This is a genomic window from Dongia sp., from assembly GCF_041910485.1.
Classification (GTDB): Bacteria; Pseudomonadota; Alphaproteobacteria; order Dongiales; family Dongiaceae; genus Dongia.
Genome location: NZ_JAYRQR010000014.1, coordinates 28,950 through 41,552 on the forward strand (window position 1 = coordinate 28,950; position 12,603 = coordinate 41,552).

The 12,603-nt window shown below is 61.6% G+C and carries 14 protein-coding genes; 10 read left to right on the forward strand and 4 right to left on the reverse strand.

Features of this window, described 5'->3' with window-relative positions; genetic code table 11:
- Positions 1–127 precede the first annotated feature (127 nt).
- From ACE3PP_RS04635 to ACE3PP_RS04650, 4 genes are all read right to left on the reverse strand, one after another.
- Complete coding sequence (locus tag ACE3PP_RS04635; protein WP_374378412.1) at positions 128–586, reverse strand: DUF2267 domain-containing protein; 459 nt, start codon at positions 584–586, stop codon at positions 128–130.
- A gap of 71 nt (positions 587–657) precedes the next feature.
- On the reverse strand, positions 658–2,022 hold the full coding sequence (locus ACE3PP_RS04640; RefSeq protein ID WP_374378414.1) for an MBL fold metallo-hydrolase RNA specificity domain-containing protein: 1,365 nt from the start codon (positions 2,020–2,022) through the stop codon (positions 658–660).
- Between the two features lie 10 nt (positions 2,023–2,032).
- Positions 2,033–2,722: a CBS domain-containing protein gene (locus tag ACE3PP_RS04645; protein WP_374378416.1), complete on the reverse strand. Its 690-nt coding sequence runs from the start codon at positions 2,720–2,722 to the stop codon at positions 2,033–2,035.
- 106 nt (positions 2,723–2,828) lie between these two features.
- Positions 2,829–3,617 (reverse strand): sulfite exporter TauE/SafE family protein, encoded by a 789-nt coding sequence (locus ACE3PP_RS04650; RefSeq protein WP_374378418.1) that lies wholly within the window; start codon positions 3,615–3,617, stop codon positions 2,829–2,831.
- Between the two features lie 117 nt (positions 3,618–3,734).
- On the opposite strand from ACE3PP_RS04650, the gene ACE3PP_RS04655 reads away from it, so the two are divergent.
- From ACE3PP_RS04655 to ccoS, 10 genes are read left to right on the forward strand one after another with little or no spacing between them, the layout of a single operon-like run.
- Positions 3,735–4,628, forward strand: a complete 894-nt coding sequence (locus tag ACE3PP_RS04655) for a DUF2189 domain-containing protein (protein ID WP_374378420.1) — start codon at positions 3,735–3,737, stop codon at positions 4,626–4,628.
- Complete coding sequence (locus tag ACE3PP_RS04660) at positions 4,621–4,845, forward strand: hypothetical protein (protein ID WP_374378422.1); 225 nt, start codon at positions 4,621–4,623, stop codon at positions 4,843–4,845. Before ACE3PP_RS04655 ends, ACE3PP_RS04660 begins: the two co-directional genes overlap by 8 nt.
- 19 nt (positions 4,846–4,864) lie before the next feature.
- Positions 4,865–6,322: a cytochrome-c oxidase, cbb3-type subunit I gene (gene ccoN / locus ACE3PP_RS04665; RefSeq protein ID WP_374378424.1), complete on the forward strand. Its 1,458-nt coding sequence runs from the start codon at positions 4,865–4,867 to the stop codon at positions 6,320–6,322.
- Between the two features lie 17 nt (positions 6,323–6,339).
- Complete coding sequence (ccoO, locus tag ACE3PP_RS04670) at positions 6,340–7,077, forward strand: cytochrome-c oxidase, cbb3-type subunit II (protein WP_374378426.1); 738 nt, start codon at positions 6,340–6,342, stop codon at positions 7,075–7,077.
- The gene (locus tag ACE3PP_RS04675; protein WP_374378428.1) at positions 7,077–7,244 is read left to right on the forward strand and encodes a cbb3-type cytochrome oxidase subunit 3; all 168 of its coding nucleotides are present in this window, start codon (positions 7,077–7,079) and stop codon (positions 7,242–7,244) included. The genes ccoO and ACE3PP_RS04675 overlap by 1 nt, the downstream gene beginning before the upstream one ends.
- Positions 7,237–8,103, forward strand: coding sequence for a cytochrome-c oxidase, cbb3-type subunit III (gene ccoP / locus ACE3PP_RS04680; RefSeq protein WP_374378430.1), 867 nt, complete (start codon positions 7,237–7,239; stop codon positions 8,101–8,103). Before ACE3PP_RS04675 ends, ccoP begins: the two co-directional genes overlap by 8 nt.
- Before the next feature lie 36 nt (positions 8,104–8,139).
- Positions 8,140–9,570, forward strand: coding sequence for a cytochrome c oxidase accessory protein CcoG (gene ccoG / locus ACE3PP_RS04685; protein WP_374378432.1), 1,431 nt, complete (start codon positions 8,140–8,142; stop codon positions 9,568–9,570).
- Positions 9,539–10,063: a FixH family protein gene (locus ACE3PP_RS04690; protein ID WP_374378434.1), complete on the forward strand. Its 525-nt coding sequence runs from the start codon at positions 9,539–9,541 to the stop codon at positions 10,061–10,063. The genes ccoG and ACE3PP_RS04690 overlap by 32 nt, the downstream gene beginning before the upstream one ends.
- Positions 10,060–12,435, forward strand: coding sequence for a heavy metal translocating P-type ATPase (locus tag ACE3PP_RS04695; RefSeq protein ID WP_374378437.1), 2,376 nt, complete (start codon positions 10,060–10,062; stop codon positions 12,433–12,435). The genes ACE3PP_RS04690 and ACE3PP_RS04695 overlap by 4 nt, the downstream gene beginning before the upstream one ends.
- Positions 12,432–12,587, forward strand: coding sequence for a cbb3-type cytochrome oxidase assembly protein CcoS (ccoS, locus tag ACE3PP_RS04700; RefSeq protein WP_374378439.1), 156 nt, complete (start codon positions 12,432–12,434; stop codon positions 12,585–12,587). Before ACE3PP_RS04695 ends, ccoS begins: the two co-directional genes overlap by 4 nt.
- The last annotated feature ends 16 nt before the right edge of the window (positions 12,588–12,603 follow it).

Here is a 12,603-nt window from a genome sequence, read left to right on the forward strand (position 1 = left end):
CCCCTTTGGCAGCAAGCCCGCAGGATGCGGCGGGCAGGGGAAGAATAGTTAATATGCGCCGTCCCCGAGAAGTCAGGGAAGCTACCTAAGGGGTCCTACGTATTGCGACAGGCCGCCGCAGCGGATCTCAACCTTTGGCTATTCTGGCGCTCACCGCTTCGCTTTGCCACAGAACGCGCAGTTCCACCGGGAATATGCGCATCAGTTTAGCGACTTCACCTTGATCGACCCGTTCCCAGATGACCGCAAACACGGCTCGGACGCTCGCCTCCAGGTCCAGGCGATGGTCCTGGTCGAGTTCCCGGCCAACATGCTCAAGAAAGTCAGCCACATGCCGTTCATGACTGGCCGGCGCGCTCATTTTCCAGCCTTCAAAGAACAGCCCGCGGATGATCAGCGGCAGCTGCGCTGAGAAATGGACCGCATTCTCAGGGCCGATCCGATCGCGCAAGGCGTGAAGCACCGCTTTCAGCAGATGGAACGCTTGTACCCGGTCGCGCCCACTCAAATGGCGCATCAGGGAATTCAGCCACAAATGCACGTCCTCGACACTCTTGTCGAGTATGGGCAGATTGTCCTTGGCCATTCGGCCCCTCCTTCGTTCGAGGGAAGGAATAGGAAGTCTCGCGCCATTGCGCCTTGATGTAAATCAGTTGTTCAGGCGAGCGTCACGCGCTGCATGTGCTCGGGAACGACACAGGACCAATGCAGTTCCTCCTCGATACGGCGGCGGAGCGCATCGGAGGCACTCGGTTCGCCGTGAGTAACGAAAGTCGTCTTCGGGGGGCGCTGGAATCCCCTCAGCCAACGCATGATCCCGTCCGCGTCGGCATGGGCCGACAGCATGGACAGGTTTTCGATGCGCGCCTTCACCGGATAATATGCACCGTGGATCTTTATGCTCGTGGCGCCAGCCAGCAGGTCGGCACCGCGTGTACCAGCCGCCTGGAAGCCGGCAAAGAGGATCGTGTTCTTGGGATCGCCGATATAGTGCTTGATGTGATGGAGGACGCGCCCACCGGTGGCCATGCCGCTCGCTGAAATGATGATCTTGGGCATGGGATCAGCAGTCAGAGCCTTCGACTCCTCTGGATGACGAACGATCCGTGCGATGCTGAAGGCGGCGCGGCATTCTTCGGCCGACAAGCGGTGGTCTTCAGGATGCGCCGTCAGCAACTCGGTGGCATCGGTCGCCATCGGGCTGTCCAGGAAGACAGGCACTTGCCCCAGACGGCCGGAACGGCGCAGACGGTTGAGATGGTAGAGAAGGGTCTGCGCCCGGCCTACGGCGAAGGCGGGGACGACAATGGTGCCGCCATGCTCAACCGTTTCCTTCACGATGCGCAGCAGGACTGCTTCCGGATCGAGCTGCTCATGCTTGCGGTTGCCGTAGGTCGATTCCACCAGCAGGTAATCGGCGTCGCTGACCAGTGTCGGGTCGACCATCATGGGGTCGCCGAATTGGCCGAGGTCGCCTGAAAAGACGATCTTGTGGCCTTCGAACTCCAACTCGACGATCGACGCACCCAATATATGGCCGCCACGGCGCAGTGTGACAGCTAGGTGCGGTGCGATCTCGCGCCGCTCACCGATTGGCAATGAATGGATTTGCTCCAGCGCTTTATGCGCGTCATCCGCTGTATAGAGCGGCAGGGCAGGGCTATGCTTGGAAAAGCGGTGCTTGTTGGCGAACTCGGCATCCCGTTCCTGCAACATGCCGCTGTCCGGCAGGATGATGCCGCAGACCTCTTCCGTACCATGCGAAGCATAGATAGGTCCCGAAAAGCCGTCCCGCACCAGCGCCGGCAGATAGCCGGAATGATCGAGATGGGCATGGGTCAGGATGACAGCGCTGATCGAGCTGGGCGGGATGGGAAATTTCGCCCAGTTGCGCAGGCGCAACTGCTTCAGGCCCTGAAACAGGCCGCAATCCACCAATATCTTGCGCTCGCCGGAGCTCAGCAGATATTTCGATCCGGTAACGGTGCCGGCACCGCCGAGGAACGTGATCTTCAGGGGCATGACAATAGCCTCAGGCGAAAGGCGGCCAGACGACTGGGTAATTGGTGTGGTCCTTTACACCTTTGACCCCGGGCGTATTTTCGGCAGCAACGCGCATGGCTGCCCTCTCCTCATCTGATGTTATCTCGCCCCACAGATGGGCGATGCCCTGCCGCACGATGACATTGCTGGGTCGCCAAGACTTGTCGCTGAATTCCTTCACCAGGACGGCGCGGATGGCTGCGTCGTCCTTGGGCGCGGCCGGCTCTCCTTTGGCCTCGATCATGGCGACCAGGGCCTGAAGCAAATTGGCTCGGCTCACCATGCCGACCAGTCGGTTTTCGCGCACGACGGGCACGCGCTTGATGCTGTGGCGCTCAAACAAGTCAGCGATCTCGCGCAAGGGCGTGCTTTCATTCACGGCGACAATATGGGTCGACATGATGTCCTTGGCCCTGCGCCCATGCGCCTTGACATATTCCGCCGCCAATTGGCTGTTGCTCACGAAAAGCTCAACCCAGGCAGCCCGCTTCTTGTCCGTGCCGCTTTCGACGCGGCGCAGCAGATCGCCCTCGGTAATGATGCCGACGATTTTTCCCGCAGAATCCAACACGGGCAGCGCGCTGATGCGCGATTGCAACATCAGGCGACAGAGCTCCGGGATGGTCGTATCCGGTGTCGCGGTCACTACCGCGGGCGTCATCACATCGATTGCAAGCATCTCGTCTCCCCTGGTGTTGCCGTCCTGGTGTTGCCCGTGTCTTGAATGCGTTAGGCGCGCATTCTTAACACCGACATGGCCCTCTCTGTAACAAATTCAAGGATTTTCAGAGAAGTGGCAGGCTGAGCGCCGCCAGCAGAACGGCATTGAAGATCATCAGCATGCCGAGCGGCACCTTTAGTGTTGCGCGAAAGCGCTGGGTGGCAAGCCTGCTGCCATAGCCGATCGCCCAGGAGAGCGGAAACGTGCCGGCAGCGAATGCCAGCATGGCAAAAGCTGCCGCAACCGGATCTCCGGTCGCGGCGGCGGCAACAATGGCGCCATAAAGCAGGCCGCAGGGGAGGAAACCCAGCAGCACGCCCAGCGCGTAGCCGTGGAACTTGGTCGGCTGCTGCATCAGCGATCCGACGGCGCGGCGGAATGGGGCCAGCAACTGGCCAGTGGGACCCGATGTCGCAGGTTGGGAAAGGACGGCCGCCAACCCGGCTGGGATCGCCTCGAGCTTCTTCAGGCCTTGCCACAGGAAGAAACCGGCAGCGATCCAGAGAAGCAGCGGGGGCAGCCAGCTCGCCGAAAACAGCCGGTCGCCCGCCGTCACCGGCAGCGACGCCAAGGCGCCCAATCCCATGTAAGTTGTGGTGCGGCCAAGCTGATAGGGGACAAGGGCGCCCCCTGCCAGCCGTCGCCAAGCCGCTCCTTCGGCCGGACCACGTCTGGCCGCCCGTTCCAACGACTGGGCCGCGACCAGGGGGCCGCACATACCGGCGCAATGGGTCAAGCTCCCCACGAGTCCCGCCAAAAACATGGCCAGAACCAGGGAACCGTGCGTCGAAACGACGACGAGGCAATGGGCGCCGAGCCCCTGAGCCAGTTCCAGCATGCTGCCTGCGACCATCTAGCAGATTGTTATCCAGTCAATATTCGCATTTAAGGTCCCCGAATGCCAATTGGCGCCTTGATCTGGATCAAAAATCCTTGCTTCGCAGCGCGCTAGTTTGCATAGGGGAAGGGATTGATTCATCATCGTTTAACCAATCGAGGTTTTCCTGATTGGAAACGGGGGGAATCAATCATGAGATGGGACATGGCTAGATCCAACGCACCGCGCGACCCAGAAGGCATGCGCTACACCTCGATCATCGGGATTGACCTGGAATTGCCAGTCAATCAGGTGAATGTCGAGCAGCCGTGGCGTTGGCTATTGAAAGGCTGGCAGGATTTCAGCCGGGCGGGCTCCGTGAGCCTCGTTTTCGGAATTGGTATTGCCCTGATAAGTGCTCTGCTGGTGTTCGGTTTCTGGCAAAGCGATTTCCGCCCCTATGCCTTTCCGCTGGCAGCAGGCTTCTTCTTCATGGCGCCCCTGCTGGGGGTGGCCTTCTACGAAATCAGCCGGCGACTCGAAAAAGGTCTGCCGCTCAACGTCGTCGATATCGCCCTGTCGTGGCGCCCCCATGCTGGGCAGCTCTTCACGATGGGCCTTATCATGATGTTCCTGCATCTTGCCTGGGAACGTCTGGCGATGCTGATCTATGCCGGATTTTTCAATATCGAGCTCGCCAGCTGGGAGCATTTCGTCGGGGCCGTTCTCTTTTCGACCGACGGCATTCCGTTTCTGCTGGTCGGCACCGCGACGGGCGGTGTCCTGGCCATCACCGCGTTCGCCATCGGAGTCGTTGCCTTTCCGATGCTGATGGAGCGTGACTGTGGAACGCTCCGTGCGATCACGACGTCGATCTGTGCGACTTTCGTCAACTGGCGTGTCCTCATCGGCTGGGGCGCGCTCATTGTTTTGTTCACGGTTGCTGGAATTGCGACCTTTTGTATTGGATTGGCGGTGACCATGCCCTTGATCGGGCATGCGAGCTGGCATGCATATCGGGATCTGGTGGAGACAAAAAATGACTGAAAACGCTAGCTCGCTGCCAACAGCGGATGCCGAACAGGCCGGCCACGGTGCCGGCATTGTCGCGGTGGTTTTCCTCAGCATCATTGCCTTGCTGGGGGTCTTTCTATTTTCGCGCTCCGTAACCGGTGGCTTTGCCTTGTTCGGCGGCCTGCTGGCGGTTTTCGCGATCCTCCTGCTGTTCCGCATCATCGCTCTGCTGTATCCGTCGCAGCATTGATTATCTGAAGGAAAATCCCATGGCACTCTCTCGGGCAGACGTCATGCCATCGTACAACGAACGGGTCGTTCGTATGTTCACCTTGGCTTCGCTCTTCTGGGGCGTGGTGGGCTTTCTGGTTGGCGTCGTCATCGCCTTCCAGCTGGCCTTCCCGGCTCTCAACCTGGGCCTTGAATGGACCTCGTTCGGTCGCCTGCGCCCGCTGCACACATCGGCGGTGATCTTCGCCTTCGGCGGTAACGTGCTGTTCGCGACCAGTCTCTATGTCGTGCAGCGTACCTGCCGGGCGTCGCTGTTCGGCGGTCCGCTGTTGGCGGAGTTCCTGTTCTGGGGCTACCAGCTGTTCATCGTGCTGGCAGCTTCCGGTTATGTTCTCGGCATTACCGAGAGCATGGAGTACGCCGAACCGGAATGGTATGTCGATCTGTGGCTGACGATCGTCTGGGTGGTCTATCTTCTGATCTTCCTCGGCACGCTGATGAAGCGCAAAGAGCCGCACATCTACGTAGCGAACTGGTTCTACCTTGCTTTCATCGTCACCGTGGCGATGCTGCATATCGGTCGCAACCTGGCCGTTCCGGTGTCGTTCTTCGGCACCAAGAGCTATTCCCTGTTCTCGGGTGTCCAGGACGCGATGCTGCAATGGTGGTACGGCCACAATGCGGTCGGCTTCTTCCTGACCGCGGGCTTCCTCGGCATCATGTACTATTTCGTGCCGAAGCAGGCCGGTCGCCCGGTCTATTCCTACCGCCTCTCCATCGTGCACTTCTGGTCGCTGATCTTCCTGTACATCTGGGCCGGTCCGCACCATCTGCACTACACAGCCCTTCCTGACTGGACGCAGTCGCTCGGCATGGTGTTCTCGGTCATGCTGTGGATGCCCAGCTGGGGCGGCATGATCAACGGCCTGATGACGCTGTCGGGTGCCTGGGACAAGCTCAGGACCGATCCGATCCTGCGCTTCCTGGTGACATCGGTCGGCTTCTACGGCATGTCGACCTTCGAAGGTCCGGTCATGTCGATCAAGGCCGTGAACTCGCTCAGCCACTATACCGACTGGACCATCGGTCACGTCCATTCGGGTGCCTTGGGTTGGGTTGCCTTCGTCAGCTTCGGCGCGATGTACTACCTGGTCCCGGCACTGTGGAAGCGTCAGCGTCTCTATTCGCTGCGCCTTGTCGAGTGGCATTTCTGGATCGCCACCTTCGGCATCGTGCTCTACATCGTTTCGATGTGGATCTCGGGCATCATGCAGGGCCTGATGTGGCGCGCCTATGACAGCCTCGGCTTCCTGCAATACTCGTTCGTCGAAACGGTTGCCGCGATGCACCCCTACTATGTGGTGCGTGGCTTCGGCGGCGTCCTCTTCCTGATCGGTTCGCTCATCATGGCGTACAACCTGATCCGGACGATCCGTGGCGACCTGCGTCAGGAACGCGGCATCGGTGCCGTCGCTCCCGTCCCGGCCCGCGCTTGAACTGGAAAGAACTTGTCATGATCAAACACGAAAAGTTCGAAACCAACTCCATCATCCTGCTGGTCGGCATCCTGCTGACGGTGGCGATCGGCGGCCTGGTGGAAATCGTTCCGCTGTTTACCATCGGCGAGACCATCGAGAAGGTCGAGGGCGTCCGCCCCTTGAGCCCGCTCGAACTCGCCGGGCGCAACATCTACATCTCGGAAGGCTGTTACAACTGCCACAGCCAGCAGGTGCGACCCTTCCGCGATGAAGTCGAGCGCTATGGTCATTACAGCCTCGCTGCCGAAAGCATCTACGACCATCCGTTCCAATGGGGGTCGAAGCGCACCGGTCCCGATCTTGCACGCGTCGGCGGCAAGTATTCGAACGACTGGCAGGCAGCCCATCTCATCGATCCGCGCTCGGTGGTGCCGGAGTCGATCATGCCGACCTATGCCCATCTGGCGAAGGAAGCGTTGGAGATGCCCGATGTCGCCGAGCATCTGAAGACGTTGCGCATCGTCGGCGTGCCCTACACCGATGAGATGATCTCCGACGCGGCGGCCGATCTTGCCGCCCAGGCGACGCCCGATGCCGATACGTCGGGCCTGCTGCAGCGCTATCCGAAGGCGGTGGTCGGCGATCTCGACGGCGATCCGGCTCGGATCACCAAGATGGACGCTCTTGTCGCCTATCTGCAGTCGCTGGGCCGCATGGTGGATTTCACCACCTATCGTCCCGAGCTCGGCAAGCAGGCGGAGGGAGGCCAGTGATGAGCATGCATGAACTTTCCACGCTCGCGCGTGAGCTCTGGGTCGTCTGGTTGCTGATCATTTTCGGCGCCATCTGTTTCCACGCCTACCGGCGGCGCAACAAGGACTACTTCACCGATTGCGCCCAGATTCCGTTTCGTGAAGAGGAGATGAACAATCATGGCTGAAATCGAACGCGATGACGCCACGGGCGTTCAGACCACCGGTCACGAGTGGGATGGCATTAAGGAGCTCAACAACCCGCTGCCGCGCTGGTGGCTGCTGGTGCTCTATGCGACCGTGATCTACGGCCTCGGCTACACGGTCTTTTATCCGGCTTGGCCGAGCCTCAGCTCCTACACCAAGGGTATTCTCGGCTATAACTCCCATGCCGACTATTACACCGAGGCGGCGGCAGCGGCCGAAGCTAAGAAGCAGTTCACCGATCGCATCGCGCAGATGAGCGTCGCGGACATCGAAAAGGATCCGCAACTGCTTGAATTCTCTCTGGCCGGCGGCAAGGCCGTCTTCAACGAGAATTGTGCGCAGTGCCACGGCGTCGGCGGCCAGGGCCAGAAGGGTTTCCCGGTCCTTGCCGACGACAATTGGCTCTGGGGCGGTCAACTCGCCGACATCGAACAGACCGTTCGCCACGGTATCCGGTCCGAGGATGCCGAGGCGCGCCAGTCGCAGATGCCGCGCTTTGGTGCCGATGCCATTCTCGATGCGGCGGCGATCAACGACGTTGCCGAATATGTCGTGAGCCTCAGCGGCGGCGAAGCCGACGCGGCGGCCAAGGAACGCGGTGCCAAGGTCTTCGCGGAAAACTGCGTCGCCTGCCACGGTGAAACCGGTGCCGGCAACAAGGACATGGGCGCGCCGTCGCTTACCGCCAACATCTGGCAGTTTACCGGCGACAAGGCGGCCTTCGTCGCGCAGGTGACCAACCCGCGGCATGGTGTCATGCCGGCGTGGCAGGGTCGCCTCAACGACGATCTGATCAAGATGGTAACTGTTTATGTGCACAGCCTGGGCGGTGGCCAATAGCCACCTAACCCTGGTCAAGATTGGAATATGAAGTAAATGACCGCGCAGGACGTACAGAAGGGGGCTCAGCCCAAGAGCCTCTACGCCGCCCACGAAAAGATCTACCCACAGCGTGTCTTCGGCCGCTTCCGGATGATCAAGTGGGTGGCTCTGTGCGTCCTGCTCGGCCTCTATTATCTGGCGCCCTGGCTGCGCTGGAATCGGGGCGCCGGTGTGCCCGATCAAGCGCTGCTGATCGACCTGCCCGGTCGCCGGGCCTATTTCTTCTGGATCGAAATCTGGCCGCAGGAAGTCTATTACCTCGCCGGCCTTTTGATGCTGGGTGCGTTCGGCCTGTTCCTGGCGACGGCCTTGTTGGGGCGCGTCTGGTGTGGCTTCACTTGCCCGCAGACGGTCTGGACTGATCTCTTCCTGTGGGTGGAGCGCTGGATCGAAGGCGATCGCAACAAGCGCATGAAGCTCGACAAGGAACCGATGAGCGTGCGCAAAATCGGTCTGAAGCTGGCCAAGCACGGGGTGTGGTTGCTCATCGCCTTGCTGACGGGCGGTGCCTGGGCGATGTATTTCGACGATGCGCCGACCCTCCTACGCAATTTCGTGACGTTGAGCGCCACGCCTACCCAGTACGGCTTTATCGCGCTCTTCACTGCGACGACCTACCTGCTGGCCGGTTGGGCGCGCGAGCAAGTCTGCATCTATATGTGCCCTTGGCCGCGCTTCCAGTCCGCCATGTTCGACGAGCGCACCATGCTCGTGACCTATGAAGAATGGCGCGGCGAGCCGCGCGGCAAGGCCAAAGCGATTGCCGCCGACGGCAGCAAGCTCGGCGATTGCGTCGATTGCGGTCTCTGCCACCATGTCTGCCCGACCGGTGTCGACATCCGCAACGGCCAGCAATTGGCCTGCATCGGCTGCGGCCTTTGCATTGATGCCTGCAACGGCATCATGGAGAAGGTCGGCCGCCCGCTCGATCTCATCACCTACGATTCGATCTACAATCAGGTCCAGCGCTCGGCCGGGCAACCGACCCAGCATCGCTTTGTCCGCGCTCGCACGGTTTTCTATGCGATCGTCATCACGCTCATCGGCGCTGCGATGGTTCTGTCGCTCAGCCTGCGCTCCCGCCTCGACGTATCGCTCCAGGCTGACCGCTCGCCGCTCTTCGTCCGCCTGAAGAACGGCGACATCCAGAACGGTTACAGCATCAAGATCCTCAACATGATCCGCCAGCCTGGCGACTATTCGATCACCGTGACCGGTATCGACGGTCTACGCATCAAGGTCATCGGCGACGACGACAATATCGTGACTGTTCCGGGTGACACGGTCGGCACCTTCCGCCTGCTGCTGCATGCTGCCGCAAAGGATTTGCACGATGAATCGACGCCAATCCATGTCATGATTGAAGATCAGACAACCCATGAGACAAGCAGCCATGACGCCATCTTCCGCGGTCCCGCCAAATAGGCTTGGCACCGGTTCAGCGCCGGTTCGTCGCTCGCTCTGGATACCTGCGATCTTCGTATTCGGATTCCTGGTGGTGATCGCCGTCAATGGCGTCCTCATCTACACGGCAGTCAGCAGCTTCAGTGGCCTCGAGACTGATAACGCCTATGAAAAAGGCATCCACTACAATCAGGCCCTCGTCGCCGCCGCTGCCAATGCCGAGACCGGCTGGCACGCCGAATCCAGCGTGGTCGCCGGCGAGAACGGCAACCGTCGCTTGAACGTCGCCATTACCGACCGTACCGGTCAGCCGGTGACGGAGTTGAAGGTTGAGGCCTATCTCGTACGCCCGACCAATGCTGGCATGGACGAGACTGTCGCCCTGACCGACATCGGGGGTGGCCTTTATCGCGCGGACATTGCCCCCAAGGCGCTTGGCAATTGGGAACTGCGCCTGCAGGCGAGCCGTGGCGATGTGACCTGGCAGCAGGTGCAACGGATCTTCCTGAAATGACGCAACCCGTCGCCCACTCGGACGCCGCACCGACTCCCAGGTGTCTGCATTGCGGCGGCGAGAATGTGGGGGCGTCTGCCTATTGCTGCAGCGGCTGCGAGGCCGCACATCAGTTGATCGGCAATATGGGGCTCGGCGCCTACTACCAGCGCCGCATTTTGGACGCACAGCAGCGCAAGCCGCGTCCAGAGGATGCCCAGCATGTAGGTGATCTCGGCGCCTGGGTGCAGGCGGTTGACGATTCCACTGCCGAGCTGACGCTGATGATCGACGGCCTGCATTGCGGGGCCTGTGTCTGGCTCATCGAACAATATCTGTTGCAGCAGGAAGGCGTCATCAGCGCCCGGGTCTCGCTCACCACGCGCCGCCTGCATGTGCGCTGGACCAAGGATCAGTGCCGGCCTGAAACTCTCGTTGCCGGCGTCCAGGCCCTGGGCTATCGGCTGGTGCCGCTCGATCCCGGTTGCCTCGTCGGCAAGGACGAGGCCGAGGTCAAGCGCCTGCTGCGCTGTCTGGCGGTCGCTGGGTTCGCTGCCGGCAACATCATGTTGCTGTCGGTTTCGGTCTGGCTCGGTGCCGATCCCTGGACGCGCGATCTGCTGCATTGGGTTTCGGCGCTGATCGCCATTCCGGCCGTCGCCTATGCCGGGCGGCCGTTCTTCGCCTCCGCCTGGTCGGCCTTGCGCGTCAAGCGAACCAACATGGACGTGCCGATTTCGCTTGCCGTCATCCTGGCACCTTCCTTGTCGCTGCACGAGACCTTCACCGGCGGCCAGCACGCTTATTTCGACTCAGCCGTCACCTTGTTGTTCTTCCTGCTGATCGGCCGCTATCTCGATCACCGCGCCCGCCGCGCCGCGCGCGCCACGGCCGAACAATTGCTGGCGCTCAATGCCGAAGCGGCAACCGTCATCGAGGTGGACGGATCCTTGCGCGACGTGCAGCCGCGCCAGCTGCAGGTTGGCCAGCGCGTCCTCGTCGTCGCCGGCGCGCGCGTGCCGGCCGACGGCAAGATCCTCTCCGGCAGCAGCCGCATGGACCTGCAGGTGATCTCCGGCGAATCCCTGCCTGTCGAGGCGAGTCTCGGCACCGAGGTCTTTGCCGGGACGCTCAACATCGACGCGCCGCTCACCATCCTCGTCGAAAAGGTGGGGGAATCGACTCTCCTCGCCGACATCATCCGCTTGATGGAGGCGGCCGAGGCACGCCGCGGCCGCTTCGTGCGCATCGCCGAGCGGGTGGCCCTCTATTATTCGCCAGTCGTGCATCTGACGGCGCTCACCACCTTCCTCTGCTGGGTCTTCATCGGCGGCATGGCTTGGCAACAGGGCCTGCTCATCGCCATTGCCGTCCTTATCATCACCTGTCCGTGCGCATTGGCGCTGGCCGTCCCCGCGGTACAGGTGGTGGCCAGTCAGGGATTGTTAAAAGCGGGCATTCTCCTCAAATCGGCTGACGCGTTGGAGCGGCTGCGCCAGGTCGACCACATCCTGCTCGACAAGACCGGCACGTTGACGATCGGCCGGCCGACGCTCAGCGCCTGCTCCGACCCGCAGCGCCTTGCCAAGGCGGCGGCAATCGCCAGCTCCAGCCGGCATCCCCTGGCGGCCGCCTTGCGCCGCGCGGCGGGGCTCGTCATGAAGCTCGACAATGTGCGCGAAGTGCCGGGGCAAGGGCTCGAATGGGACGGTCCGGACGGAACCTGGCGCCTCGGCAGCACCCGCTTCACCGGTCAGGCAGATGACGGCTCTTCCGTCATGACGCTTTATCTGCGCGACCCCTCGGGGCAGGCGACACGTTTCGAATTCGTCGATCCGCTGCGGCCAGATGCGGCCGAAACAATCGCCGCACTGCGTCAGATCGGGCCGGTCGAAATCTGGTCGGGTGATCGCATGCCGACCGTTGCCGATTGCGCGGATGCTGTCGGCGTTACCGAATGGCACGCCCAGCAGATGCCTGCCGACAAGGTGCGCCGGCTTGAGGAATTGCGGGCCGAGGGCAAACACGTCCTCATGATCGGCGACGGCATCAACGATGCGCCGGCGTTGCGGGCGGCCTCGGTCTCTATGGCGCCCGCCAGCGGTGCCGAGATTGCGCAGAACGCCGCCGATCTCGTCTTCCAGGGGGACCGCCTGGGTCCGCTCGTCACGGCCTGGCAGACGGCCAAAGCCGCGGATCGCCTCGTGCGGCAGAATCTGATTATTTCGCTCATCTACAATCTGGCGGCGGTTCCACTGGCCATCGTCGGTCTTGTCACCCCCTTGATTGCGGCGGTGGCAATGTCCAGTTCTTCCATTATTGTGGTCCTCAACTCCCTGCGCGTCGGCCGTGTCCGCCCGGGGGTAGGGCAGACGCCAGCGGGGCAGGCATGACGGTTCTCCTCTTTCTCATTCCGATCGCCCTGTTCCTTGGCGGGCTCGGACTTTTCGGATTCCTCTGGTGCATGCGTTCCGGCCAATTCGACGACCTTGATGGTGCAGCGCAGCGCATTCTATTCGACGACGAACCCGGCGACGCCCGGTGAGCCCGGGCAGGCCCTA